General features: G+C 62.5%; 22 protein-coding genes. 3 read left to right on the top strand and 19 right to left on the bottom strand.

Annotated features, from left to right (window positions below; genetic code table 11):
* Positions 1-47 precede the first annotated feature (47 nt).
* The 13 genes from atpD to U5822_RS06050 all read right to left on the bottom strand — a co-directional run bounded on the left by atpD (position 48) and on the right by U5822_RS06050 (position 12,940).
* Positions 48-1,442, bottom strand: coding sequence for a F0F1 ATP synthase subunit beta (gene atpD / locus U5822_RS06110; RefSeq protein WP_322854740.1), 1,395 nt, complete (start codon positions 1,440-1,442; stop codon positions 48-50).
* Positions 1,443-1,497: 55 nt separating this feature from the next.
* Positions 1,498-2,361 carry a F0F1 ATP synthase subunit gamma gene (gene atpG, locus U5822_RS06105; protein WP_322854739.1) on the bottom strand — a complete coding sequence of 288 codons (864 nt, stop codon included), beginning with the start codon at positions 2,359-2,361 and terminating at the stop codon, positions 1,498-1,500.
* Positions 2,362-2,435: 74 nt separating this feature from the next.
* Positions 2,436-3,980 (bottom strand): F0F1 ATP synthase subunit alpha, encoded by a 1,545-nt coding sequence (gene atpA, locus U5822_RS06100; protein ID WP_322854738.1) that lies wholly within the window; start codon positions 3,978-3,980, stop codon positions 2,436-2,438.
* A gap of 28 nt (positions 3,981-4,008) precedes the next feature.
* Positions 4,009-4,545 carry a F0F1 ATP synthase subunit delta gene (locus U5822_RS06095; protein WP_322854737.1) on the bottom strand — a complete coding sequence of 179 codons (537 nt, stop codon included), beginning with the start codon at positions 4,543-4,545 and terminating at the stop codon, positions 4,009-4,011.
* Positions 4,546-4,560: 15 nt separating this feature from the next.
* On the bottom strand, positions 4,561-5,031 hold the full coding sequence (locus tag U5822_RS06090) for a F0F1 ATP synthase subunit B (RefSeq protein WP_322854736.1): 471 nt from the start codon (positions 5,029-5,031) through the stop codon (positions 4,561-4,563).
* 67 nt (positions 5,032-5,098) lie between these two features.
* The gene (atpE, locus tag U5822_RS06085) at positions 5,099-5,356 is read right to left on the bottom strand and encodes a F0F1 ATP synthase subunit C (protein ID WP_012138088.1); all 258 of its coding nucleotides are present in this window, start codon (positions 5,354-5,356) and stop codon (positions 5,099-5,101) included.
* A 75-nt stretch (positions 5,357-5,431) separates the two neighbouring features.
* Positions 5,432-6,304 (bottom strand): F0F1 ATP synthase subunit A, encoded by an 873-nt coding sequence (atpB, locus tag U5822_RS06080; RefSeq protein ID WP_322854735.1) that lies wholly within the window; start codon positions 6,302-6,304, stop codon positions 5,432-5,434.
* A gap of 19 nt (positions 6,305-6,323) precedes the next feature.
* Positions 6,324-6,725, bottom strand: coding sequence for a F0F1 ATP synthase subunit I (locus U5822_RS06075; RefSeq protein WP_322854734.1), 402 nt, complete (start codon positions 6,723-6,725; stop codon positions 6,324-6,326).
* Positions 6,726-6,996: 271 nt separating this feature from the next.
* Positions 6,997-7,872, bottom strand: a complete 876-nt coding sequence (locus tag U5822_RS06070) for a ParB/RepB/Spo0J family partition protein (protein ID WP_322856890.1) — start codon at positions 7,870-7,872, stop codon at positions 6,997-6,999.
* Between the two features lie 60 nt (positions 7,873-7,932).
* Positions 7,933-8,727 (bottom strand): ParA family protein, encoded by a 795-nt coding sequence (locus U5822_RS06065; RefSeq protein ID WP_322854733.1) that lies wholly within the window; start codon positions 8,725-8,727, stop codon positions 7,933-7,935.
* A gap of 21 nt (positions 8,728-8,748) precedes the next feature.
* Complete coding sequence (gene rsmG / locus U5822_RS06060) at positions 8,749-9,405, bottom strand: 16S rRNA (guanine(527)-N(7))-methyltransferase RsmG (RefSeq protein WP_322854732.1); 657 nt, start codon at positions 9,403-9,405, stop codon at positions 8,749-8,751.
* 9 nt (positions 9,406-9,414) lie between these two features.
* Positions 9,415-11,301 (bottom strand): tRNA uridine-5-carboxymethylaminomethyl(34) synthesis enzyme MnmG, encoded by a 1,887-nt coding sequence (gene mnmG / locus U5822_RS06055; protein WP_322854731.1) that lies wholly within the window; start codon positions 11,299-11,301, stop codon positions 9,415-9,417.
* A gap of 340 nt (positions 11,302-11,641) precedes the next feature.
* On the bottom strand, positions 11,642-12,940 hold the full coding sequence (locus tag U5822_RS06050; RefSeq protein ID WP_322854730.1) for an MFS transporter: 1,299 nt from the start codon (positions 12,938-12,940) through the stop codon (positions 11,642-11,644).
* Between the two features lie 228 nt (positions 12,941-13,168).
* On the opposite strand from U5822_RS06050, the gene U5822_RS06045 reads away from it, so the two are divergent.
* Positions 13,169-14,437, top strand: coding sequence for an EAL domain-containing protein (locus U5822_RS06045; RefSeq protein ID WP_322854729.1), 1,269 nt, complete (start codon positions 13,169-13,171; stop codon positions 14,435-14,437).
* Positions 14,438-14,472: 35 nt separating this feature from the next.
* Here the strand turns inward: U5822_RS06045 and U5822_RS06040 are convergent, their stop codons facing one another.
* Genes U5822_RS06040 through U5822_RS06030 form a run of 3 tightly spaced genes read right to left on the bottom strand, consistent with a single transcriptional unit; the run spans position 14,473 to position 19,330 of the window.
* A complete protein-coding gene (locus tag U5822_RS06040; protein ID WP_322854728.1) occupies positions 14,473-17,619 on the bottom strand; it encodes an efflux RND transporter permease subunit in 3,147 nt (1,048 codons plus the stop codon).
* A gap of 2 nt (positions 17,620-17,621) precedes the next feature.
* Positions 17,622-18,716 (bottom strand): efflux RND transporter periplasmic adaptor subunit, encoded by a 1,095-nt coding sequence (locus tag U5822_RS06035; RefSeq protein WP_322854727.1) that lies wholly within the window; start codon positions 18,714-18,716, stop codon positions 17,622-17,624.
* 53 nt (positions 18,717-18,769) lie between these two features.
* Entirely contained in the window at positions 18,770-19,330 is a 561-nt protein-coding gene (locus U5822_RS06030; protein ID WP_322854726.1) for a DUF3833 domain-containing protein, read from the bottom strand.
* A gap of 245 nt (positions 19,331-19,575) precedes the next feature.
* Between U5822_RS06030 and U5822_RS06025 the strand changes: the two genes are divergently transcribed.
* On the top strand, positions 19,576-21,396 hold the full coding sequence (locus tag U5822_RS06025; RefSeq protein WP_322854725.1) for an acyl-CoA dehydrogenase C-terminal domain-containing protein: 1,821 nt from the start codon (positions 19,576-19,578) through the stop codon (positions 21,394-21,396).
* A 152-nt stretch (positions 21,397-21,548) separates the two neighbouring features.
* Entirely contained in the window at positions 21,549-22,484 is a 936-nt protein-coding gene (gene thpD / locus U5822_RS06020; RefSeq protein ID WP_322854724.1) for an ectoine hydroxylase, read from the top strand.
* 87 nt (positions 22,485-22,571) lie between these two features.
* On the opposite strand, the gene U5822_RS06015 is transcribed toward thpD, so the two are convergent.
* The 3 genes from U5822_RS06015 to mnmE all read right to left on the bottom strand — a co-directional run bounded on the left by U5822_RS06015 (position 22,572) and on the right by mnmE (position 25,500).
* Positions 22,572-23,249, bottom strand: coding sequence for a DUF2959 domain-containing protein (locus tag U5822_RS06015; protein WP_425258833.1), 678 nt, complete (start codon positions 23,247-23,249; stop codon positions 22,572-22,574).
* An 18-nt stretch (positions 23,250-23,267) separates the two neighbouring features.
* Positions 23,268-24,020 carry a substrate-binding periplasmic protein gene (locus tag U5822_RS06010; protein ID WP_322854723.1) on the bottom strand — a complete coding sequence of 251 codons (753 nt, stop codon included), beginning with the start codon at positions 24,018-24,020 and terminating at the stop codon, positions 23,268-23,270.
* Between the two features lie 109 nt (positions 24,021-24,129).
* The gene (mnmE, locus tag U5822_RS06005; protein ID WP_322854722.1) at positions 24,130-25,500 is read right to left on the bottom strand and encodes a tRNA uridine-5-carboxymethylaminomethyl(34) synthesis GTPase MnmE; all 1,371 of its coding nucleotides are present in this window, start codon (positions 25,498-25,500) and stop codon (positions 24,130-24,132) included.
* Positions 25,501-25,511: the final 11 nt, after the last annotated feature.

The raw sequence follows: 25,511 nt of genomic DNA, 5'->3' as shown, positions 1-25,511 counted from the left end.
GTCAGTTGCCTCTCTGATCGATCCGGAAACAAGTGCAACGGCTCAAATTACTTCTCGGCCTTGCTCTTCATTTCCTTGGCTTTCTCGACCGCTTCCTCGATGGTGCCGACCATGTAGAACGCCTGCTCAGGCATGTCGTCATAGTCACCGTTGAGGATGCCCTTAAAGCTGCTGATGGTCTCCTTCAGGGACACATACTTACCGGGGGAACCGGTGAATACTTCAGCAACGTGGAACGGCTGGGACAGAAAACGCTCGATCTTACGGGCACGGGCAACGGTCAGCTTGTCTTCTTCTGACAGTTCGTCCATACCCAGGATGGCGATGATGTCTTTCAGTTCCTTGTAGCGCTGCAGGTTGGTCTGCACGCCACGAGCTACTTCGTAATGCTCATGACCGATGATCAGCGGATCCAGCTGACGAGAGGTGGAATCCAGCGGATCGATCGCCGGGTAGATACCCTTGGAGGCGATGTCACGGCTCAGTACCACGGTCGCATCCAGGTGCGAGAAGGTGGTCGCTGGTGACGGGTCGGTCAAGTCGTCCGCCGGTACGTAGACCGCCTGGATCGAGGTGATGGAACCGGTCTTGGTGGAGGTGATCCGCTCCTGGAGCTGACCCATCTCCTCAGCCAGAGTCGGCTGGTAACCTACCGCAGACGGCATACGACCCAGCAGGGCTGATACTTCGGTACCCGCCAGGGTGTAACGGTAGATGTTGTCGACGAACAGCAGTACGTCACGACCTTCGTCACGGAACTTCTCGGCCATGGTGAGACCGGTCAGGGCCACACGCAGACGGTTTCCGGGGGGCTCGTTCATCTGGCCGTAAACCATGGCAACCTTATCGAGAACGTTGGACTCCTTCATTTCATAGTAGAAGTCGTTACCTTCCCGGGTCCGCTCACCAACACCTGCGAATACGGAGAGACCGGAGTGCTCTTTCGCGATGTTGTTGATCAGTTCCATCATGTTTACGGTCTTGCCCACGCCGGCACCGCCGAACAGGCCAACCTTACCACCCTTGGCGAACGGGCAGATCAGGTCGATAACCTTGATGCCGGTCTCCAGCAGGTCTGCGGATGCCGCCTGATCGGCGTAACCCGGAGCCTTGCGGTGGATCGCCCAGCGCTCTTCTTCACCGATCTCGCCGGCTTCGTCGATGGGACGACCCAGGACATCCATGATCCGGCCCAGGGTCTGGGTACCAACCGGTACCGAGATGGCCTTGCCAGTGTTTTCTGCTTTCAGGCCACGCTTGAGGCCTTCGGTGCTGCCCATTGCGATGGTACGAACAATGCCGTCGCCCAGCTGCTGCTGGACTTCCAGAGTTGTTTCGCCACCTTCAAGCAGCAGTGCGTCATATACGTTGGGTACGGAGTCACGTGGGAATTCCACGTCGATAACCGCGCCAATGATCTGAACGATTTGTCCGCTACTCATGCTCGGTTCCTCGTTATCTTAGTAGTCAATAAAACCAGTTGGACTGTGGGGCGCTTTAGACCGAAGCCGCGCCGCTCACAATCTCCGAAATCTCTTGGGTGATGGCTGCCTGACGCGCCTTGTTGTAAGCCAGCTGAAGTTCGTCGATGATGCCACCGGCGTTATCAGTTGCGCTCTTCATGGCGATCATCCGGGCTGCCTGTTCACATGCCAGATTCTCTACCACACCCTGGTATACCTGGGATTCAATAAAACGTGGCAGAAGGCCATCGAGGATCTGCCTGGCATCGGGCTCGTAGAGATAATCCCACTGGTTCTTGATCTCTTCTTCGTCTTCGCCTTCCGGCAGGGGCAGAAGCTGCTCCACCTTCGGGCTCTGGGTCATGGTGTTCACGAACTCGTTGCTGACCACATACAAGCGGTCGATCTTGCCTTCCGAGAACGCGTCCAGCATAACCTTGACGTTGCCGATGAGTTTTTCAGAGCTCGGGTTGTCCCCCAGATGGGTCAACGCCGCAACGACGTTGCCGCCGTAGCTCCGGAAAAAGGACGCCCCTTTCTGTCCGATGGCGCACAGATCGGTTTCCACACCTTTTTCTTTCCACGCTTTCATTTCACGGACAAGCGTTTTGAACAGGTTGATGTTCAGACCACCGCAGAGACCACGATCAGTCGACACCACGATATAGCCCACGCGCTTAACCTCGCGCTCGACCATGAACGGGTGCTTGTACTGAGCATTCGCCTTGGCAATGTGCCCGATCATCTGACGCATCTTCTCGGCATACGGGCGAGTCGCCTGCATGCGCTCCTGAGCCTTACGCATCTTGCTCGCCGCAACCATTTCCATGGCGCTGGTGATCTTCTGCGTGCTCTTGATGCTGGAAATCTGGTTACGTATTTCTTTGCCGACGGCCATAACTCACTGCCTTCTCAAGTTAGACACTCGTTGCTACGAAAGCGGCCCGCGACACTTGCCGCAGGCCCCCATTCTTACCAGCTCTGAGTGGTCTTGAATTTCTCAAGTGCAGCTTTGAGGCCGGCAGCGATTTCGTCGTTGTAATCGCCTTTCTCGTTGATCTTGGCGAGCAGGTCTTTCTGCTCGGAGCGCATCCAGTCAAGCATCTGCGCTTCGAACTTCACTACCTTGTCGACATCAACGTCGTCCAGGAAGCCTTCGTTGGCTGCGAACAGAACGGTACCCATTTCTGCCACGGACAGCGGGCTGTACTGGTTCTGCTTCATGAGTTCCGTAACACGCTGACCGTGCTCGAGCTGCTTACGAGTTGCTTCGTCGAGGTCGGAAGCAAACTGGGCGAAAGCGGCCAGTTCACGGTACTGGGCCAGGGCCAGACGGATGTTACCGCCGAGCTTCTTCATGATCTTGGTCTGGGCAGAGCCACCAACCCGGGATACGGAGACACCGGCGTTCATCGCCGGACGGATGCCGGAGTTGAACAGGTTGGTTTCCAGGAAGATCTGGCCGTCGGTGATGGAGATCACGTTGGTCGGTACGAACGCGGAAACGTCACCGGCCTGGGTCTCGATGATCGGCAGCGCGGTCAGGGAACCGGTCTGGCCTTTCACTTCACCGTTGGTCAGCTGCTCTACGTAGTCGGCGTTCACGCGGGAGGCGCGCTCCAGCAGACGTGAGTGCAGGTAGAAAACGTCACCCGGGTAAGCTTCACGGCCCGGCGGACGACGCAGCAGCAGGGAGATCTGGCGGTAAGCCACAGCCTGCTTGGACAGATCATCGTAGATGATCAGGGCGTCTTCGCCACGGTCACGGAAGTATTCACCCATGGAGGTACCGGAGTAGGGTGCCAGGAACTGCATGGCGGCCGGGTCAGCGGCACCGGCGGCAACCACGATGGTGTGGTCCATGGCGCCGTGCTCTTCCAGCTTGCGGACAACCGCGGCGATGGAAGACTGCTTCTGGCCAACGGCAACGTAGATACACTTGATGCCGGTGTCTTTCTGGTTAATGATCGCGTCGATGGCGACGGCGGTCTTACCAATCTGACGGTCACCGATGATCAGCTCACGCTGGCCACGACCGATCGGCACCATGGTGTCGATGGCTTTCAGACCAGTCTGAACCGGCTCATCAACGGACTGACGGGCGATTACGCCAGGCGCGACCTTCTCGACCGGAGAGGTCAGGTCGGTGCCCAGATCGCCTTTACCGTCGATCGGGTTACCCAGACCGTCGACCACACGACCCATCAGCTCCGGACCTACCGGAACTTCCAGGATGCGGCCGGTGCAACGAACCTTCTGGCCTTCGGCCAGACCTTCGTAGTCACCCAGGACAACGGCACCGACGGAATCACGCTCCAAGTTCAGAGCCATGCCGAATGTGCCGTTGGCGAATTCAATCATCTCACCGTACATAACGTCGGCGAGACCGTGGATCAGCACGATGCCGTCGGAAACCGACAGGATCGTACCTTCGTTCTTTGCTTCGGAAGAGATATCGAGTTTCTCGATTCTCTTCTTGATGATGTCACTGATCTCGGATGGATTCAGTTGCTGCATGCCAATATCCTCAAACCTTGTGCTGAAATCAGGAGCCCAGAGCGTCGGCCAGCTTGGTCAGCTTTCCGCGTACAGAAGCGTCAATGACCAGATCGCCGGTGCGAATGATTGCGCCGCCAATCAGAGACTTGTCGGTAGACGCTGCGAGTGACACTTTTCGCTCGAGTTTGGTCGAGAGTGCCTGGGCGAGCTTCTGTTGCTGTTCGTCCGTCAGCTCGAAGGCTGCGGTCACTTCGATATCAACAGTGCGCTCCAGATCAGCCCGGTACGTGTTGAAGAGCGCTGCAATCTCAGGGAGAAGAGTCAGCCGGCGATTCTCTGCCAGTACGGCGAAGAAGTTACGAACCTGCTCGGTGACGCCGTCTTCGGCGACTTCGAGGATCAGCTCGGCCTTCTTCTGCTCTTCCAGACCCGGATTCGCGAGAAGCTGTCGAATGTCTTCGTTCGCGGTGACCTGTCCGGCAATCGTCAGCACCTGGGACCACTCAGCCAGCTGCTCGTGCTCCTGAGCGGCCTTGAATGCTGCTTTTGCGTAGGGACGGGCCAGCGTTCTCAGTTCTGCCATGATGAACCTCGTCGTTTAAAGTTCTGCCGCCAGTTTTTCCAACATCTCGTTGTGCTTGGAGGCATCGACAGAGGTTTCCAGGATCTTCTCAGCACCGGCAACGGCGATGGCGGCAATTTCTGCACGCAGCGCGTCGCGAGCCTGATTACGCTCCTGTTCAATTTCGGCCTTGGCCTGCTCAATCAGCTTCTGGCCTTCCTTGCGGGCGTCATCCTTGGATGCTTCCACAATCTGGGCCGCGCGCTTGTTCGCCTGTTCAATCAGGCCAGCCGCTTGCTGTTTGGCTTCCCGCAGTTCCTGAGCTGACTTTTCCTGAGCCAGTTCCAGATCGCGCGCAGCGCGGTCTGAGGCAGCCAGTCCGTCAGCGATCTTCTTTTGACGCTCCTGCAGTGCGGCCATAATCGGCGGCCACACGTATTTCATGCAGAAGACGACAAAGATAAAGAACGCGATGGCTTGACCAATCATCGTCAAATTAATGTTCACGTCTTCACCTCTCGCCTTGTTTGTTAAGAATCATCTGACCGGGGTGGACCCCCGGCTGGCGACTCAATTAACCGGCGATCTGGCCGACAAACGGGTTGGCGAAAGTGAAGAACAGTGCGATACCAACACCGATCATGGTTACGGCGTCCAGCAGACCAGCAACGATGAACATTTTAACCTGCAGCATCGGGGTCATTTCCGGCTGACGCGCAGCGCCTTCCAGGAACTTGCCACCGAGGATACCAAAGCCAATGGCGGTACCCAGGGCACCCAGACCAATCAGCAGTGCAACGGCAATCGCGGTCATTCCAACTACAGTTTCCATGATAACTCCCAGTTTTCAGTTTAGGTTTTCAGGTTAACGGTTAGGGTTTAAAAACTACGGCTTAATGGTGTCCGATCAGTGACTGTCTTCGTGAGCCATGCTCAGGTACACGATCGTCAACATCATAAAGATGAATGCCTGCAGGGTGATGACCAGGATGTGGAAAATCGCCCAGGGAACAGACAGCGTCCACTGTGCCCACAGCGGCAGCAGCGCAATCAGGATGAAGATCAGCTCGCCGGCGTACAGGTTACCGAACAGACGCAGGGCCAGGGAGATCGGCTTGGCGATCAGGCTCACGCCCTCCAGCAGCAGGTTCACCGGAACCAGCAGAATCTTGAGGAACAGGTTGTCGGAAGAGAAGGGGTGCAGGGTCAGCTCACCGAGGAAGCCGCCCACGCCCTTGACCTTCAGGCTGTAGTAGATGATCAGGAAGAACACCGACAGGGACATACCCAGAGTCACGTTGACGTCGGTGGTCGGAACCACCTTCATGTACTCCAGACCCATCAGGTGGAACAGCTGGGGCAGGAAGTCGACCGGCACCAGGTCCATCAGGTTCATCAGGAATACCCAGCAGAAAATGGTCAATGCCAGCGGCGCAATGACCTTGTTACGGCCGTGGAAAGTTTCCTTCACGCTGTTGTCGACGAACTCGACCATCACTTCGACGAAGTTCTGCAGACCACCGGGCTGGCCGGAGGTGGCCTTCTTGGCGGCCATGCGGAACAGGAACAGGAACAGCACACCCAAGCCTACGGCCCAGCCCAGAGAGTCGATGTGCAGCGCCCAGAAGCCCATGTCGGAGGCTTCGGCGGAAGTTCGCGCGAGTGTCCAGGTGGATTCTTCGATTACGGTTCCGTCGGCACGCTCATAGCCTGCCGGCAGCTTACCGTAGGTGAGGTTCTGGAGGTGATGCTGGATATATTCGGATGCACTTCCTGCCATAACGGTTTCCCAGGTCCAGTTAGCTTTGCTGCGTATTGCTGCCCGCCAGAAGCGGTGTCAACCAGTTGGTGACCAGCATGATCGCAAATGTTAAAAAAAGTGCCGCTATATCAAGCGGCTGAATCCATTTGAACACCATCGTGAAGGAGATGGCGCACAGGATGAGCTTGCCGGCCTCACCCTGGTAAAAAGAACTCATGATCTTTTTGGCAGACCGCGCGCCGGCGTAGCGGAATGCCTTGAGCGCAAAATAACCGTGGGGCAGTAGAAAAATAAGACCGCCCAGAAGCGCTGAATAACCGGAAACCTGACCACGCAGAGCGAGAAACGTCAGGCTGACCAAGACCAGTATCACACTCTGTATGACAAACCATCGTGCGATAGGCGGGCGGCGGATACCGCTCGGCGTTGTCTTCGTCATTGTTGTCCCGAATGTACGGTGCCTATTCACTCGATGCAGTTTAAAAATTAGACAAATACACCGATACGAGCGCCGCAGATTATATGTGTTCAATGTGCACGAATCAACAAAACCGGCGAGTCCTTGACCGGTCCAGAACGGGCGAATTCCGCGGCATTTCGGGGGGATGGTCACAAATAGGTGAACAGCGATCACCGGACCACTACATGTTGTGTAAGACGCCGATCGGCGATTTTAGCGGGGGCCGAAAGTACTAGGAAAATGGGCCAAATTACTTGATATGACCCAGAATTCCGTCAAGTTCGTCCAGGGAGCTGTATTCGATCACCAGCTTGCCCTTGCCACGCTGGCCGTGGGCGATGGAAACCCGGGCGCCCAGGCGCTCGGCCAGGTCGTCCTGCAGGGCCCGGATGTTGGGGTCGATGGCGTCGGACTTGCCGGCCTTCTTGCCTGGGGTCTCCTGCTGGACCCGGCGCACCAGGGCCTCGGTCTGGCGCACCGACAGGGATTTGGCCACCACCTGCTTGGCCACCTGCATCTGCAGTTCCGGGGGCAGGGTTAGCATGGCCCGGCCATGGCCCATTTCCAGGTCGCCGTGCTCGAGCATCAACCGCACGTCTTCGGTCAGGCCAATCAGCCGCAGCAGGTTGGTGATGGTGGTGCGGGACTTGCCCACGGCTTCCGCCACCTGGGCCTGGGTCAGCCCGAACTCGTCCTGCAGCCGCTGCAGGGCGAAGGCTTCCTCGATCGGGTTGAGGTTTTCGCGCTGGATGTTCTCGATCAGCGCCATGGCGATGGCGGCTTCGTCCGGCACGTCCCGGATGATGGCGGGGATGCGGTCGAGGTCGGCCATCTGGGTGGCGCGCCAGCGACGCTCACCGGCAATCAGTTCGTAGCGGCCTTCGGCGATGGGGCGGACCACCACCGGCTGCATGACACCTTGCTGACGGATGGAATCCGCCAGTTCCTGCAGGGCGGCCGGGTCCATGTCCCGACGGGGCTGGTACCGACCACGCTGGATCAGATCGATCGGAACCTCGCGCAGTTCGCCGTCGTGGTCGGTCAGTTCCTGGTCGAGGTTGACCTTGGAGCCCGCCAGCAGGGCACCCAGCCCACGCTCGCCCAATCCTCGTTTTTTCGCCGCCATGGTGTCAGTCATTCTTCCTGTTGAAATTCGTTGTGCGTGCTTGGATGGCTGGGCGGTATGTTACACCGCAACCGGCGCGGATGTCTTTGCCGAGCCATGGCGCCGGACCATTTCCCCGGCCAGGGCCAGGTAGGCCACGGCCCCCTTGGAGGTGCGGTCGTACTTGAGCGCCGGCATGCCGTAGCTGGGCGCTTCCGCCAGCCGGACGTTGCGGGGAATGACCGCACGATAGACCTTGTCGCCGAAGTACTCGCTCAACTGGCCGGACACATCCAGGGTCAGGCTGTTACGGGGGTCGTACATGGTGCGCAGGATACCTTCGACCTGCAGGTTGGGATTCACCGTCTCCTGGATCTGCTCGACGGTGTTCATCAGCGCCGCCAGTCCCTCCAGGGCGTAGTACTCGCACTGCATCGGGATCAGCACCGAGTCGGCGGCCGACAGGGCGTTGACGGTGAGCAGGCTGAGCGACGGCGGGCAGTCGATCAGGATGTAGTCGTAGTTGTCGCGCACGGTGTTCAGCGCCAGCCGCAGCCGGTGCTCGCGCCCGATCTCGTTCATCAACTCGACTTCTGCGGCGGTCAAGTCGCCGTTGGCCGGCAGTATGTCAAAACCCGAGGCCTCGGCCAGGAAAGTCACCTCGGCCACGGTGCCGCGCTTGGTCAGCACGTCGTAGCCGGACAGGGACAGGGCGTTCTTGTCCACACCGCTGCCCATGGTGGCGTTACCCTGGGGGTCCATGTCCACCAGCAACACCCGGCGCTTGGTGGCCGCCAGTGACGCAGCAAGATTGACGCAGGTGGTGGTTTTACCCACACCGCCTTTCTGATTGGTCACTGCAATCACGCGCGCCATGTCTCGCCTCCTAAATGCGGGTTACTGGGGTGATGCTGCCCGGGCAACCACCAGCAGGTGGCGGTCGCCGTCGGCGCCGGGTACTGCCAGCGAATGGCGGGATTCTACCTGCCAGCCGGCCGGAAGGTCAGCCACTTCATCATCCGGAAACTGACCTTTCATAGCAAGGAACTCGCCGTCATCGGCGAGCAGATCGTCGCACCAGGTCACCAGGTTGGCCAGCGCCGTGAAAGCCCGGCTGCTGATCTGGGCAAACGGCCGCTCGGGCTGGCAGGCTTCGGCCCGGCCGTGGATCACCTCGACGTTGGTCAGCCCGAGCTCGAGCACGCATTGGTTCAGGAACCGGGTTTTCTTGCCGTTGCTGTCGAGCAGGGTGAACCGGCGCCCGGGCAGGGCGATGGCCAGGGGAATGCCCGGCAGGCCGCCGCCGGCGCCAACGTCGAGCAGATGGTCGGTGCGCACCCAGGGCAGGATGCTCAGGCTGTCCAGCAATTGCCGGGACACCATGGTCCGCTCATCCCGTACCGCGGTCAGATTGTAGGCCCGGTTCCACTTGTTGAGCAGCGCCAGAAAGGCCAGCAACTGCTGTTGCTGGCTGTCACTGAGGGACAGATCCATTGCCGCCAGCCCGTCCCGGAGCTGGTCTTGCCAGATTGCATTGGAGAGTGCGTGGGTCATGGGATCAGATCAGGCACTCTGCTTGCGAAACAGGTCGCGCTTCTTCAGATGCACCAGGATCTGGCTCACCGCCGCCGGGGTCACGCCCTGGATCCGGGAGGCCTGGGCCACGGTTTCCGGCCGCACTTCCTTGAGTTTCTGCTTGATCTCGTTGGACAGGCCACCGATCACGTCGTAGTCCAGATCCACCGGCAGCTCGGTGTTCTCGTTGCGGCGCAGCCGTTCGATCTCGTCGGCCTGACGCGAGATGTAGCCTTCGTACTTGATCTCGATCTCGACCTGGTCGGCGACGTTGGCGTCCTCGGCCTGGGCCGCACCGATCTCGGCGATGTGCCGGTACTCGATCTCCGGGCGGCGCAGCAGCTCGGCCAGGGACTGGTCCCGGGTCATCGGCTGTTTCAGGAAGCCGTTGGCGCGCTCACCGGCCTCGGTGTTCGGATGGATGCGGGTGGATTCCAGCCGGCTGCGCTCGGTGGCAATGCCGTCGCGCTTGGCGTTGAACAGCTGCCAGCGGTGATCGTCCACCAGCCCCAGCTTGCGCCCGGTTTCGGTCAGGCGCAGGTCGGCGTTGTCCTCACGCAGGATCAGCCGGTACTCGGCGCGGCTGGTGAACATGCGGTACGGCTCGCTGGTGCCCATGGTGATCAGGTCGTCCACCAGCACGCCCAGATAGGCTTCGTCCCGGCGCGGGTACCACTGCTCCTTGTCCTGGGCCCGCAGCGCGGCGTTGATGCCCGCCAGCAGACCCTGGGCGCCGGCTTCCTCGTAGCCGGTGGTGCCATTGATCTGGCCGGCAAAATACAGGCCCTGGATGAACTTGGTCTCCAGAGTATGGCGCAGATCCTGGGGGTTCAGGTAATCGTATTCGATGGCGTAACCCGGCCGGGTGATGTGGGCGTTCTCAAAGCCCGGGATCGAGCGCACCGCCGCCAGCTGGATATCGAACGGCAGGCTGGTGGAAATGCCGTTGGGATAGAGCTCGTTGGTGGTCAGGCCCTCGGGCTCCACGAAAATCTGGTGCGAGTCCTTGTCGGCGAACCGGTTGACCTTGTCCTCAATGGACGGACAGTAACGCGGCCCCACGCCTTCGATGTTGCCGGCGAACATGGGCGAGCGGTCAAAACCGGAGCGGATGATGTCGTGGGTCTGCTCGGTGGTGCGGGTGACGTAGCAGCAGATCTGCTCCGGGTGCTGGTCCCGGCTACCGGTAAACGACATCACCGGCGCCGGGGTGTCGCCCCACTGCTGGTCCATCACCGAGAAATCCACCGACCGGGCGTCGATGCGCGGCGGCGTACCGGTTTTCAGCCGGCCGACGTTGAACGGCAGTTCCCGCAGGCGCCGGGCCAGGGCATTGGCCGGGGCATCGCCGGCCCGGCCGCCGGAATGCTGCTGCATGCCGATGTGGATAACTCCCCCCAGGAAGGTGCCGGTGGTCAGCACCACGGTCTTGGCGTTGAAGCGGATACCGGTCTGGGTCACCACACCGGTGACCTGGTCGTTCTCCACAATCAGGTCGTCGGCAGCCTGCTGGAACAGGGTCAGGTTCGGCTGGTTTTCCAGCACCTCACGGATGGCGGCCTTGTACAGCACGCGATCGGCCTGGGCACGGGTGGCCCGGACGGCCGGGCCCTTGCGGCTGTTGAGCACCCGGAACTGGATACCGGCGCGGTCGGTGGCCGTGGCCATGGCGCCGCCCAGGGCGTCGATTTCCTTCACCAGGTGACTCTTGCCGATGCCGCCAATGGCGGGGTTGCAAGACATCTGGCCCAGGGTCTCGATGTTGTGGGTCAGCAGCAGCGTTTGCGAGCCCATGCGGGCCGCTGCCAGCGCGGCCTCGGTACCGGCATGGCCACCACCAATGACAATGACATCGAAACGGGTCGGAAAATCCACAGTACACCTCGGAATTCGGGGAAAAAATCAGGCCGGCGAGTATAACGCCTCGCCAGGGAAAATGCAGTCGGAATGTGCAAATTTTAACCAGGATGACAGGGTATGGAAAACCACCATCCCGGGAGTGCGCCGTGAGTGCCGACCGATTTCCCGCCCGATCGTCTAGTGGAAAACCGAAACCTGCGACTTTTCATACGCTTGTGAAGCGCTTCTTAAAAAAGTTTTCAAGACAGTTATCCACATCAGAAACGCCCCCCGAAAGGCCCTAAAATCAAATATAAGATATTGTTTTAAAACACTTCTGATTAATTCGTTCAGAGCTTATCCGAAGTTTGTCCCATCAATTATCCACAACGCGCGCCCGGTCGACCCGGCGCAAGTGCCAGACCACCAGCCACACCAGGGCGTTGAGGATTGAAAGCAGCAGGAAGAATCCGGGAATGCTCAGTTCCAAGATGCCCAGGACCAGAATCCCGGTCAGGGCACTGACCACCATGAACAGGGCATTGATGACATTGAGCGCGGCAATGATCCGCGCGCGCTTGTGGATCGGGGTTTCGTGCTGGATGAACGCGTACAGGGGCACGATAAACAGGCCACCGCAGACCCCGATGCCCACCAGGTCCAGCAACACCCGCAGGTAGACCGGGTCGGTCAGCAGGGTCAGCCAGGTGGAGGTGATGGGCTCGGCCGGTACCGCGAAGTACAGGTCGACCCCCAGCAGGGTCAGGCCCAGTGCGCCCCAGGGCACCGGCACCAGGGATATCCGGTGCTTGGTCAGGCGCTCGCAAAGCATGGAGCCGACGGAGATGCCGATGGTGAACATGGCCAGCAGCAGGGTGACCACGGTCTCGTCGCCCTGCAGGTTGGTGCGGGCAAAGTTGGGGAACTGGGTCAGGTAGGCGGCGCCCAGGAACCAGAACCAGGAGATGGTCAGCACCGCCAGCAACACCCGGCGCCGTTCCGCGGCAATCGCCATCAGATGCAGGGTCTCCCGGACCGGCCGCAGGCTGATCGCCAGCCGGGCCGGCTGGTGCGGCGTGGGCGGTACCTGGCGCGCCGCCAGATACCCCAGCACCGCCATCACCAGCACCGCCACCGCGGTCAGCCGGGCCGCGGTTTCGAACCCCATCAGCAGGCCGGCGGCGATGGTCCCCAACAGAATGGCGACAAAGGTACCCATGCCGACCAGGCCGTTACCGCCCACCAGTTCGTCCTCCGCCAGCACCTGGGGCAGGATGGCGTATTTCACCGGCCCGAAGAAGGTGGACTGGGTGCCCATCAGGAACAGCAGCACCAGCAACAGCTCATACTGGCCTATCCAGAGCCCGATGGCGGCCAGGGCCATGATGGCAATCTCCGCCAGCTTGACCAGGCGGATGATGCGGGCCTTTTCGTACTGGTCGGCAATCTGGCCAGCAATGCCGGAGAACAGGAAAAACGGCAGGATGAACAGGAACGCCGCCAGATTCACCACCACGTTCACCGACAGGCCAAACAGGCCGCCGGCGCTGAAAGTTATCAACAGCAGCAGGGCATTCTTGTACAGGTTATCGTTGAACGCGCCGGAGAATTGGGTCAGGTAGAACGGCAGGAAACGCCGCTGTCCCAGCAATCGAAACTGACTCTGATTGGCCATCTATCATCCTGTTTTGGTGCACATTATTGCCCGCCCGGTGGAATCCGCACAGTGCTTGTGCGGCGCCGATCCGCCAGCCGAAGGGTCCAAGCCGCGCCGACCACGGCCAACAGGGGGTTCCCGTCATTGCGCCGAGATTGGCACGGATTGCGCAAGCCCACCCTGCCCGCACCGGATCAACCCCATGGCCAGGACGGCTCCAACGACAGCAAGGTACGAGGTTGCTGAATGAGCAGCGTAGTCCGATTTACCCGCCGAAGCCATGCCGGCCAACGGCCCGACGCCCACATTATCCACAGCCATGAGTTCCGTTCGGTGTACCAGCCGATCCTGAGCCCGACCCATCAGAAACTGGTGGGCTACGAGGCCCTGGTTCGGGTTCGCCGCGAGGACCAGGCGATCTCGCCGGTCGACCTGTTTGCCGAGGCGGCGCGCCAGGATCAGACCCCGGCCCTGGACCGGCACCTGCTGCACCTGCATCTGGATAACTTTGCCGCCGAGGCCAAACCGGTGTGGCTGTTCCTGAACATCAACCCGGACACCTGCGTGCATCCAGACGCCTCCCTGCAGCGGCTGGCCGACAAATGCCACCAGAACGGCATTCACCCAGAGAAGGTGGTGCTGGAGCTGGTGGAAACCAGCTCGAACAACCCCGAGGCGTTGCTGGCATTTATCCACAAGGCCCGGTCCCTGGAGTTCCAGATTGCCATCGACGACTTCGGCGTCGGCGATTCCAACTTCGAGCGGCTCTGGCGCATCAACCCGCTGATCGTGAAACTCGACCGCAGCCTCCTGGTCAACGCCGAAACCAACAACCGGGCCCACCTGTTACTCCAGAGCCTGGTCCGGATGATCCGCGAGAGTGGCAGTCTGGTGTTGCTGGAAGGCATTGAAACCCCGGCCCAGGCCCGCATTGCCCTGGCCACCGAGGCCGACCTGCTGCAGGGCTTCCTGCTCGGCCAGCCCGATGCCATTGCCAACAGCGCTGTGGATAAGTCCGAGGCCCGGCTGCGCTCGGTGCTGGTGGATTCCGGGGAATGGTCGCTGCAGGACCAGCAGGACCAGAACGGCTACCTGCGCCTGCTGCGGTTCGAGATCATGGACGCCTGCCACGAACTGGCCCGGGGCCAGGATTTTCGCCAGGCCTGCCAGCGCCTGCTGGCCCTGACCGGGGTCAGTCGCTGCTTCCTGCTGGACGGCAGCGGCGTGCAGCAAGGCAATCTGGCCCACGCCCGCCGGGATCTGAACCGGGGCCGGTTCAACCCGCTGTACCACTCGGCCGGGGCGCGCTGGGAGCACCGGGAGTATTTTCGCAATGCCCTGGAGCGGCCCCAGGACATCAACTGCTCCCGGCCCTACGTCGGTCTGCCCGATGCCAAGCGCACGGTAACTTTATCCACAAGCCTCTATACCGAGGCCGGGGCCCAGGTGTTTTGTGTCGACCTGCACCCGGACCAGGTGTTTTCCGGCCAGATGGCGTTCCCGTCGACCCTGTGAGCGGTTATCCACAGGCCCCGGTGGCCGCCCTGCCCTCAGAAATCGTCGGCCCGGTTCTGGGGTGAGGCGGTCAGGCCCGAGCCGCCGCCCAGGCCACCGGCCTGACGCTCCAATTCCTTCTCCACCGCGTTGGCGGACTTGGCAAACCGCGCCAACAGGTTGTACAGCACCGGAATGATGAACAGGGTCAGGGTGGTGGCGAACACCAGCCCCCCGAGAATGACCACACCGATGGCGGCCCGGCTCTCGGCGCCGGCACCGGTAGCGATCACCAGCGGCACCGCCCCGAACACGGTGGAAATGGTGGTCATCAGCACCGGCCGGAAGCGCAGGCTGGCGCCTTCCAGAATCGCGTCCCTGACCTCGTAGCCGCGATCGCGCAGCTGGTTGGCGAACTCGACGATCAGAATGCCGTTCTTGGCCATCAACCCGAGCAGCATGATGATGCCGATCTGGCTGTAGATGTTCAGGCTGATACCCGCCCACCAGAGCGCCAGCAGCGCGCCGGTCACCGCCAGGGGCACCGACAGCATGATGATCAGCGGGTGGATCCAACTTTCGAACTGGGCGGCCAGCACCAGGAACACGATCACGAAGGCCAGGCCGAAGGTCAGGTAGACCGCGGCCGAGGATTCCTCGAATTCCCGGGACAGGCCCTGGTAGCTGACCCGGGCCTCCGGCGGTAAGTTATCCACAGCCAGGTTGTTCAGGTAGGTCAGCGCCGACCCCAGGTCGTAGCCGTCCGCCAGGGAGGCACTGACCACCACCGCTGGCAGCCGGTCGATCCGGCGCAGGTCCGGGTTGGCGCCGATTTCCTCGACCGACACCAGCGCCTGCAGCGGAATCAGCTCGCCCCCGGCCCGGGGCCGCAGGAAGATCTGGCCCAGGTCGTCGGGGGTGGCGCGGTCGGCGTCCGCGGCCTGGACAATGACGTCGTACTCCCGGCCCCGGTCCAGGTAGGTGGTGACCTGGCGCGAGGCCAGCATGGTCTGTAGGGTCAGGCCCACGTCCTGCACGGTGATGTCCAGGTCCGAGGCCCGTTCCCGGTCGATGGACACCCGCAATTCCGGCCGGGTCAGTTCGAAGTCGGTTTCCAGGTTGAGCAGGTTCGGGTTGTCCTTGGCCCGTTCCACCAGCTCCTCGCTCCAGGCCTGCACCGAGTCGTAATCCGGGCCGGCGATGACGAACTGCACCGGCTGGTTGAACCCGCGCTGGCCCAGTCCCGGCGGATTGATCGCGACCGCACGGATGCCGGTGACCTCGCTCAGCTTGCCGCGCAGTTCGCTGGTGATCTGTTGCTGCTTGATGTCCCGCTGCTCCCAGGGCGACAGCCCCATGATCATGAAGGCGTTGTCCTCCTCATTGCGGAAACCGACGATGGACAGCAGCCGGTTGGCGTCACCCGACTCCAGGTACGGCAGCAGCCGGGCCTCGGCCTGACGGACGTAATGATCGGTGAATTCGACGGTGGCACCGCGCGGGGCACTGACCGGCATGATGATGATGCCGCGGTCCTCGGTCGGCGCCAGCTCCTGGGGCAGTTTCGGGAACACCACCGCGGCCAGCACCAGGCCCACCAGTCCGACCCCGATCAACAGCCCGGGCTGATTCAGGGCCAGCGCCAACAGCCGTTTGTAGCCCTGGCTCAGGCCCTCCAGCAGCCGTTCACTGGCGGCCCAGAGCCGGTGGCCCTCGGCCGATTCCGGGCTGTGCCGGAGCCATTTGGAACAGAGCATGGGCGCCAGGGTCAGCGCCACCACGCTGGAGACCACCACCGCCGCGGCCAGGGTGAAGCCGAATTCCGCGAACAGCCGACCGATGTTGCCGCCCATGAACGAGATGGGCACGAACACCGCGACCAGGGTCAGCGTGGTGGCTATGACCGCGAACGCCACCTGCTTGGCGCCCCGGTAGGAGGCCAGCAGGGCTGGTTCGCCGTTGTCGATGCGGCGCTGGATGTTCTCGAGCATGACGATGGCGTCGTCCACCACCAGGCCGATGGCGAGGATCACCGCCAACAGGGTCAGGACGTTGATCGAGAAGCCCAGGAAGCCCAGGCCGATGAAGGCGCCGATGACTGCGACCGGAATGGTGACGGCCGGAATCAGGGTGGCGCGCCAGGACCGCAGGAACAGGAAGATCACCAGGATCACCAGGGCCACGGCAATGGCCAGGGTGGTCACCACCTCCTTGATCGAGGCGCGGATGAAGATGGACTCGTCGTAGCTCTCGGCGATGGTGACTTCCGGCGGCAGGGTGGCGCGGATGTTCTCCAGCTCCGCCCGCACCGCGTTCGACACCGACACGGTGTTGGCCTTGGACTGGCGGATGATGCCCATGCCGATGGCGGTCTGGCCGTTGGCCCGGAGCCGGCTGACATCGGACTCCACCCCCATCTGGACGTCGGCCACCTCGCCCAGGCGCAGCAGTTCGTTGCCGGAGCGGCGGATCACCAGGCGGCGGAATTCCTCGACTGTGGATAACCGGCCTTCGGCCCGGACCGTGAAGTTCCGGGTCGAGGAATCCACCGAGCCGGCCGGCAGTTCCACGTTGTTGGCTTCCAGCGCCGCTTCCACCTCGGCCACGGTGATGTCCCGGGCCGCCAGGCGTTCCCGGTCGAGCCAGACCCGGATCGCGTAGCGGCGCTCGCCGCCAATGCTGACGTCGGCCACGCCATCAAGCACCGACAGCCGGTCGGCCAGGGCCCGGTCGGCGAAGTCGCTGAGCTCGGCGGCGTCCCAGACGTCGCTGCGCAAAGTTATCCACATCATCGGGCGAGCGTCGGAATCGGCCTTGCTCACCACCGGCGACTCGGCCTCTTCCGGCAGCTGGTCGGCAATGCGCGAGACCGCATCGCGGACGTCGTTGGCGGCGATGTCGACGTCCCGGTCTGTGGAAAACTCGATACTGGTGCGGGATTCGCCCTGCTCGGTGGAGGACTCGATCGAGCGGATGCCCTCGATGCCACTGATCGCGCCCTCGACGACCTGGGTGATCTGGGTGTCCACTACTTCCGCGGCGGCGCCGATGTAGTCGGTGGAAATCGACACCACCGGCGGATCAATGTCCGGGTACTCCCGCACCGGCAGTCCCAGCAGGGCGGCGAGGCCGAACACCACGATCAGCAGACTCAGGACCGTGGCAAACACCGGCCGTTTGATGGAGACATCGGACAGGATCACGGTCAGGACTCCAGGGACGGATTGAAACGGTTCTCGGGAATGGCCTGGTCGCTGTCCAGAACCCGGATACGGTCGCCGTTGCTGATCCGGTCCTGGCCGGTGACTATCACCGCGTCCTCAAGGCCCAGGCCCTCGGCGACCTCGACCCAACCCGGTATCCGGGCCCCCAGGCGCACGGAGGTGCGGCGGGCCACGCCGTCCTCGGCGACGAACACGTACTGCTCGTCCCCCCGGATCATCACCGCCTGTTCCGGGATCAGCAGCGCCTGGCGTTCCTGCAGGGTCAGGGTGGCGGTCATGAACTGGCCGGGCCGCAGGCGGCCGTCCGGGTTGTCGATCAGCGCCCGCACCGGCAGGGCGCGACTGAGCTGGTTGATGCGGGTGCCCAGCTGCACCAGTTCGCCGGTGAACCGGGTCTCGGGATAGGCCGGGGACTGGCCCACCACCGCCTGCCCCAGCCCGACCTGGCCCAGGTAGCGCTCGGGTACCGAGAAGTTCAGCTCCATGCGCTCGGTGGCGTCCAGGGTGGTGACCATGGTGCCGGCATTGACGTAGCTGCCGACCTCGACATCACTGAGGCCGACCACCCCGGCGAACGGCGCTTCAATGCGGTGATTGTCCAACCGCACCTGGGCCGCCTCGCGCTGGGCTTCGGCCACCCGCACCGCGGTCCGCAGGGCGTCGACCTCGGCCTGGGATACGCTGTTGTTGGAACTCAGGCGCTGGGCCCGGTCGAACTGGCGCCGGGCATCGGCGAGCTGGGACTCGATCACCTGCAGCTCGGCCCGGGCCTGACGGTCATCGAGCTTGAGCAACAGGGTGCCGCGTTCGACCCGCACCCCGGTCGGCAGATTCACCGCCACCACCCGGCCACTGACCTCCGCGGTCAGCTCCACGGCATTGAGGGCCTGGAGGTTGCCCACCGACTTGACCACATCCCGCACCGTGTCCCGTTCCGGCATTCGGGTGTTGACCGCACTGGGCGGGCGTTCCCGGCCGGCCTGGGCCTGACTGCCGTCCTCGGCCATGCGATAGGCCACCGCGGCGCCGGCCGCGACGGTCACCAATACCAGTGCAATGAGCCATTGCTTCCACATACGTCATTCCAGGGTCGGTAGGGTCTGTTGGGGTTTCAGGACAGCAGCACCCGCTACTGTTTCTGGATCACCAGCACGATCTCACCAACGTCGATCCCCCATTTGCTCATGGTGGTCTGGTTGATCAGGGTGTCCGGGGTGATCAGGTACATCCAGTCGTCCATGCGCACATCCAGGGTGCCATCGCCGTAGGCCACCCGCAGCACGTAGTTCATGTGAATGGCGTTGCCCTGCCAGCGCATCTGACCGGGCTCCACCACGTCGCCGGCGGTGGCCCGGTAGCCCTCGCCGTTCGGGGTCAGGGTCCAGACCCGGGTCTGGACCTCGCCGTCGTCAAACCGGAACACCTCGTCCAGGGTGCCGGTACCGTCCTGGTCCCAGGACGCGGTGATCTCGGCGTCGAAAGTTCGGATCACGGTACCGGAGTAATCCTTGACCACACCCCGGGCGGTCAACTCACCGGTGAAAAAACTGGCCGGGACCAACGCCGGTTCCCGGTCGCGGTAATCCTCCAGGGACGGACCGGCACAACCGGCCAGCAGCCCCAGGGTGAACAATACCCAGAGAAGCCGGACCGGGCCAGAGACGAACACGCTTACAGACGGAATTTGCATGACTTTTACACTCGCACAGGATCGGATGAATGGGGCAAACCTGTGCAAGATACGCCCCGGCCCCGGACTTCGATCAGCCCGTACCAAGGCCTGGCGCCGGTTGCGTCATTTCAGCCAATTGTCTTTTCTGACACGGGCACCGGCGCTTTTCGTCAATGGCAGCGGCCCGGGATTACCGTACAACGGAGGCCATCGGAGGGCCTGACCCTCCCCCGTCTGCCGATCCGAAGACACGAGGAAGCCCTATGCCAACGTACAAAGCGCCCCTGCGCGACATGAAATTCCTGCTCAACGAGGTGTTCGACTACCCCGGCCATTACCAGGGCCTGGCCAGTGGCGCCAACGCCACCCCGGACATCGTCGACGCCATCCTGACCGAGTGCGGTCGCTTCTGCGAGGAGGTGCTCAGCCCACTGTACCAGTCCGGGGACGAGGAAGGCTGCCGGCTGGACAACGGCGAGGTCACCACCCCGGCCGGCTACAAGGCCGCCTACGAGCAGTATGCCCAGGGTGGCTGGCAGGGCCTGTCGGCCCCGGAAGAGTTCGGTGGCCAGGGCCTGCCCGCGTCCATGGGCTTGCTGAAGCAGGAAATGATGGGCACCGCCAACTGGTCCTTCTCCATGTACCCGGGCCTGTCCCTGGGCGCCATGAACACCATCTTCCTGCACGGCAGTGACGACCAGAAAGACACCTACCTGACCCCGCTCACCGAGGGCCGCTGGGGCGGTACCATGTGCCTGACCGAACCCCAGTGCGGCACCGACCTGGGCCAGGTGAAAACCCGCGCCGAGCCCCAGGCCGACGGCAGCTACCGGCTCACCGGCACCAAGATCTTCATCTCCTCGGGCGACCACGACCTGACCGAGAACATTGTCCACATAGTGCTGGCGCGCCTGCCCGATGCCCCGAAAGGCACCCGCGGCATCAGCCTGTTCATCGTGCCCAAGTTCCTGCCCGGCGCCGACGGTGGCATCGGCGAACGCAACGGCGTCAGCTGCGGCAGCCTGGAAAAGAAGATGGGCATCAAGGCCTCGGCCACCTGCGTGATGAACTTCGACGACGCCACGGGGTTCCTGATCGGTCCGGAGAACCAGGGCCTGGAGTGCATGTTCACCTTCATGAACACGGCCCGGATCGGTACCGCCATCCAGGGCGTGGGCCCGGCCGAACTGTCCTACCAATGGGCCCTGGATTACGCCCGGGAGCGCCGCTCCATGCGCGCCCTGTCGGGCAAGAAGGAACCGGACCAGGTCGCCGACGCGCTGATTCACCACGCCGATGTCCGGCGCATGCTGCTGACCCAGAAAGCCATCGCCGAGGGCGGCCGGGCCATGCTCTATTACGCCGCGCGACTGGCCGACCATATGGTGGAAGGCTACACCGAGGGCGATGACAAGAAGGCGGCCCGTTACGACGACAAGCTCGGATTCCTGACCCCGATCCTCAAGGGCTTTTTGACCGAGATGGGCTGCGAGGCCGCCAATCTGGGTATGCAGGTGTTCGGTGGCCACGGCTACATTCGCGAGCACGGCATGGAACAGATTGTCCGCGACACCCGCATCGCCACCCTGTACGAGGGCACCACCGGCATCCAGGCCCTGGACCTGCTCGGCCGCAAGGTGCTGCTGATGACCCAGGGCGGCGCGGTGCGCGAGTTCACCCTGAACGTCGCCAACTTCGCGCGCAAGCAGCTGACCGACAAGCGCCTGCGTCCGATGGCGCTGGAACTGCTGAAACTGACCGGCCAATGGAACTGGCTGACGGTGCGGATCATGCTGGCCGCACGCAAGGACCGCGACCTGGTCAGCTCTGCCGCCCACGATTTCCTGATGTACAGCGGCTACGTCACCATGGCGTACATCTGGCTGCGCCAGTCCGCCGTGGCTGTGGATAAGTTGGACAACGGCGGCGCCGACGCCGAGGCCTTCTACCAGGCCAAGCTGGCCACCGCCGAGTTCTACTACGAGCGCCTGCTGCCCCGGGCCCAGAGCCATGCCACCAGCATGCTCAGCCCGACCGCCTCAGTGATGCAGCTGGCCGACGAGCACATGGCCTTTACCGGCTAAGGGATCAGGGCCGGAATTCCGGGTCTGACCGGATTCCGGCCTTGAAATTTGGCGCCAGCGTCCGCACTTATTCGACGGATTTTTATCCAATTCACGTTATTTCAAGAGGTTAGTAACGAGCACTGCGAGCATAAAAGTGAGGAGGTTCGAATATGGAAACTCGTTCTGACGACTTTTATCCCACCCGACTGGAACGTCCCACCCCCACCTTCGATCGACTGGACCCAGTTATCCACAGCACCGGCGCCGACCGCAACGACGGCCCGCTGAGTGAAACGGAGCTGGCGCAGTACGAACGCGACGGCTTTCTGGTGTTCAACAATTTCCTGGACGCCGACACCGTGCGTCGCTTTCGCGAGGACCTGCGCGCGTACGAACACGACGACGGTGTGTTGCGCTCCGAGGGCACCATCACCGAGCCCGGCAAACAGGAAATCCGCTCCATTTTCGGCATTCATCAGCTGTCCGAGCGCTTCGACCAGCTGACCCGGGATCCACACATCCTGGCCATGGTGCATCAGCTTCTGGGCAGCGACGCCTACATCCACCAGTCCCGGATCAACTTCAAACCGGGGTTCCACGGCAAAGGCTTCGACTGGCACTCGGATTTCGAAACCTGGCACGCCGAAGACGGCATGCCGCGCATGCGCGCCGTGAGCTTTTCCATCGCCCTGACCGACAACACACCGTTCAATGGGCCGCTGATGCTGGTGCCCGGGTCCCACAAGTCCTTCGTGCCCTGCGTCGGGCGCACACCGGAAGACAATTACCAGTCGTCCCTGAAGAAACAGGAACTGGGCGTGCCCAGTGACAAGGAGTTGGCCCGCATCGTCGATCAGCAAGGCATCAAGGCGCCGACGGGCCCGGCCGGCTCGCTGATCGTCTTCGAGTGCAACACCCTGCACGCCTCCAACGCCAACATGTCGCCCTGGCCGCGCAGTAACCTGTTCTTTGTCTACAACAGTGTGGAAAACCAGCTGGTGCAACCCTTCTGTGGCAACAAGCCGCGCCCGGATTTCCTCGGCAACCGCAGCGATACCCAGGCGCTCCGGCCCATCTCCACCGAAGACCTGAAACGGACCGGGTGAGCGGCCTGCAAACCGGCACAAAAAAGGGAAGCCAGCTTGGCTTCCCTTTTTGTTGCTCCGGAATACCGCGACCGGCGCGTTACCCGGTCACTGGGCGCTCTGGAACCGCTCGATGAAGGCTTCGGATTCGGCGATGGAGTCTTCCATCTCGCGGATCAACTTATCCACATCGGAACGGATCTGGCTCAGCTCCTGCTCGAGCGCGCCGATGGCCTGGGCGTTCAGGTTGTGCTTGAGGAACAACACCTGGTCCTCGAACGCCTCCAGCACCGGTGCCATCTTGGCCTCGGCCCGGTGCATGCGGGCAATCAGCGAGTCGTACTGATCTCGGGTCTCGGCCAGCTGGCGCTCGCTGCTGCGCCGCAGGGACGCGCTTTCGTACAGGTCGAGCTCGTCTTCCCACTCCTCGAACAACGCCTCGGACACGTCCTCCACCGCATCGATCCGGTCGCGCACCGCCTCGGCGGCGTCCTCGCTGTCCTCATACGCGGTGCGGATGGTGTCGTACTTGTCCTGCAGCGCCGTGTCCGGGGTGTCCACTACGCTCTGGAATCGCGCCAGGGACGAGCGGAAGGTTTCCTGGGCCTCGCTCTGGGCGTCCCGGGCGTCCCCGACCCGGTCCACCAGGATCTCGCGCTTTTCGATCCCGAGCTTTTCCATGGCGCTGTAGTACATGGAACTGCAGCCGGCCAGCCCCAGGCACAGAAACAGGCCAAGCAGGGCCACTGGGTGGCGGATAGGGTGACGGGCGGTGACAGGCGGCATCAGGGGCTCCCGGGTCGGTTACAGGCCGTATTTGGTTTCGATAGCCTCGAACATACCGGACTCGCGGATGGCGTCAAGACCGGCCTGCAACTCGTTCACCAGGGCATCGGAGGTGTCCGGGTTCAGGGCCAGGAACAGCTGGGTCTGGTTGAACGAGTACACCGGCTTCAACCCTTCCACGTTCTGCTGGGACGCCACGTAGGGGCCACCCAACTGGTCCGCCAACCAGAGATCGATCTGACCGAGTTCGAGCCGCTTCGGGTTCAGGTCGTCGCTGTCCAGGGCCGAGACTTCGTAGCCCCGCTTGATCAGGTACTCGGACTTCACGTCGTTGCGGTAGCCGCCAAACACCTTGCCCTTGGCGTCGGACAGCTCGTCCATCTGGAAGTTGGAGTCCGGCGCCGCGAACACGGTCCACAGGTTGTTGGTCAGGGGCCCGACCCACTTGAACAGCGGGGCCCGTTCCTCGGTGTAGGTGGTGCAGAAGATGCCGTGGTTGGGTTTGTTCAGGGCCCGGTTGTAGCCGTAGTCCCAGTTCCGCAGCTTGATGCGGTAATCCAGGTCGGTCTGTTTCAGGGCGGCGGTCACCAGTTCGGTGCACAGGCCGTCGATGTCCTCGGCGTTGTGTTCAAAGGCCCGGCCCGAGGCACTCATGTTGTAGGGCGGAAAGTTTTCCGTGTAGAGATACAGCCGTTCTTCCGCCTGCACGGCGCTTGCCGGCCCGATCAGCGTCAACGCCGCTGCGGCCAGGCCCAATAGTGTTCTGCTCACGTCTTCTACTCCCGATTGTGCTCAATAAGTAAATTCCGTAATAACAACGCAAGATTAGCGCCCAGCGTTCACGGATTGGGGGAGAAAAACGTTTCAATTGGTAACGGCGCTATTTGCCGATGCAGAAACTGGAGAAAATCTTGCCCAGCAAATCGTCCGGACTCAGGTGGCCGGTGATCTCGCCGAGGGCGTCCTGGGCCGCGCGCAGGTCTTCGGCCAGCAGTTCGCCGGCGCCATAGCCCTCGAGCTGACCCTGGCCCTGGAGCAGGGAATCCCGGGCCCGTTCCAGGGCATCCAGATGCCGGCGCCGGGCCAGGAAGCCACCTTCGGTGGTGCTGGCAAACCCCATGCACTGCTTCAGGTGGTCCCGCAGCACGTCCAGGCCCTCAGCGGATTTCGCCGCCAGGCGGATGACCGGGGCGGCCTGCTCGGGCTGGTCGGTCAGGCCGACGGTTTCCCGGGACAGATCGACCTTGTTGCGGATCACCGTGACCGGGGCACTGGCCGGCAGCCGGTCGATGAAGTCCGGCCAGATGTCGTGGGGTTCGGTGTGGTCGGTGGTGGTGGCATCGACCATCAACAGGATCCGGTCGGCCTGGGTGATTTCGTCCCAGGCCCGGGCGATACCGATCTGCTCGACCTCGTCCGGACTTTCACGCAGGCCGGCGGTGTCGATGATGTGCAGGGGCATGCCGTCGATGTGGATGTGTTCGCGCAGGACATCCCGGGTGGTGCCCTCGATGGCGGTGACGATGGCCGCCTCGCGACCGGCCAGGGCATTGAGCAGGCTGGACTTGCCGGCATTGGGCCGGCCGGCGATGACCACTTTCATGCCGTCGCGCAAGATGGTGCCCTGCTGGGCCTCGGCCAGAATGGTGTCGAGCCGGTCGAGCAGTTGCTGCAGGTCGCCGGCAACCTTGCCATCGGCCAGGAAGTCGATTTCCTCCTCCGGAAAGTCGATGGCTGCCTCGACGTAGATGCGCAGGTGGGTGACCGCATCCACCAGGTCATCGACCTGACGGGAAAACAGCCCCTGCATGGAGCGCACCGCACAGCGCGCGGCCTGCTCGGAACTGCTCTCGATCAGGTCGGCGATGGCTTCGGCCTGGGCCAGATCCAGCTTGTCGTTCAGGAACGCCCGTTCGGAGAATTCCCCGGGCCGGGCCAGGCGCGCCCCCCGGCTGCAGACCTCGCGCAGCAGCAGATCCAGGATCACCGTGCCACCGTGGCCCTGGAGCTCGAACACGTCCTCGCCGGTGAAGGAATGGGGGTTGGGGAAAAACAGGCCAATGCCCTCGTCGATCAGCCCGCCATCGCGGTCCAGGAACGGACCGTAATGGGCGTACCGGGGCTTGGGTTCGTAGCCGAGCATGGCCTGGGCGATGGCGGCGGCCTCCGGCCCAGACACCCGGACGATGCCCACCCCGGCCTGGCCCGGCGCGGTGGCAATGGCGGCGATGGTGTCGGTGGTCTGGCTCATGGGCATTCCTT

This window comes from Marinobacter qingdaonensis (genome assembly GCF_034555935.1).
Lineage (GTDB): Bacteria > Pseudomonadota > Gammaproteobacteria > Pseudomonadales > Oleiphilaceae > Marinobacter > Marinobacter qingdaonensis.
This window is presented reverse-complemented; position numbering and strand designations above follow the sequence as displayed.

Coding starts and splice junctions, on each gene's coding strand:
- atpD (WP_322854740.1), bottom strand. CDS start 1,442: ATGAGTAGCGGACAAATCGTTCAGATCATTGGCGCGGTTATCGACGTG.
- atpG (WP_322854739.1), bottom strand. CDS start 2,361: ATGGCCGTCGGCAAAGAAATACGTAACCAGATTTCCAGCATCAAGAGC.
- atpA (WP_322854738.1), bottom strand. CDS start 3,980: ATGCAGCAACTGAATCCATCCGAGATCAGTGACATCATCAAGAAGAGA.
- U5822_RS06095 (WP_322854737.1), bottom strand. CDS start 4,545: ATGGCAGAACTGAGAACGCTGGCCCGTCCCTACGCAAAAGCAGCATTC.
- atpE (WP_012138088.1), bottom strand. CDS start 5,356: ATGGAAACTGTAGTTGGAATGACCGCGATTGCCGTTGCACTGCTGATT.
- atpB (WP_322854735.1), bottom strand. CDS start 6,304: ATGGCAGGAAGTGCATCCGAATATATCCAGCATCACCTCCAGAACCTC.
- U5822_RS06075 (WP_322854734.1), bottom strand. CDS start 6,725: ATGACGAAGACAACGCCGAGCGGTATCCGCCGCCCGCCTATCGCACGA.
- U5822_RS06070 (WP_322856890.1), bottom strand. CDS start 7,872: ATGGCGGCGAAAAAACGAGGATTGGGCGAGCGTGGGCTGGGTGCCCTG.
- U5822_RS06065 (WP_322854733.1), bottom strand. CDS start 8,727: ATGGCGCGCGTGATTGCAGTGACCAATCAGAAAGGCGGTGTGGGTAAA.
- rsmG (WP_322854732.1), bottom strand. CDS start 9,405: ATGACCCACGCACTCTCCAATGCAATCTGGCAAGACCAGCTCCGGGAC.
- U5822_RS06050 (WP_322854730.1), bottom strand. CDS start 12,940: ATGGCCAATCAGAGTCAGTTTCGATTGCTGGGACAGCGGCGTTTCCTG.
- U5822_RS06045 (WP_322854729.1), top strand. CDS start 13,169: ATGAGCAGCGTAGTCCGATTTACCCGCCGAAGCCATGCCGGCCAACGG.
- U5822_RS06035 (WP_322854727.1), bottom strand. CDS start 18,716: ATGTGGAAGCAATGGCTCATTGCACTGGTATTGGTGACCGTCGCGGCC.
- U5822_RS06030 (WP_322854726.1), bottom strand. CDS start 19,330: ATGCAAATTCCGTCTGTAAGCGTGTTCGTCTCTGGCCCGGTCCGGCTT.
- U5822_RS06025 (WP_322854725.1), top strand. CDS start 19,576: ATGCCAACGTACAAAGCGCCCCTGCGCGACATGAAATTCCTGCTCAAC.
- thpD (WP_322854724.1), top strand. CDS start 21,549: ATGGAAACTCGTTCTGACGACTTTTATCCCACCCGACTGGAACGTCCC.
- U5822_RS06015 (WP_425258833.1), bottom strand. CDS start 23,249: ATGCCGCCTGTCACCGCCCGTCACCCTATCCGCCACCCAGTGGCCCTG.
- mnmE (WP_322854722.1), bottom strand. CDS start 25,500: ATGAGCCAGACCACCGACACCATCGCCGCCATTGCCACCGCGCCGGGC.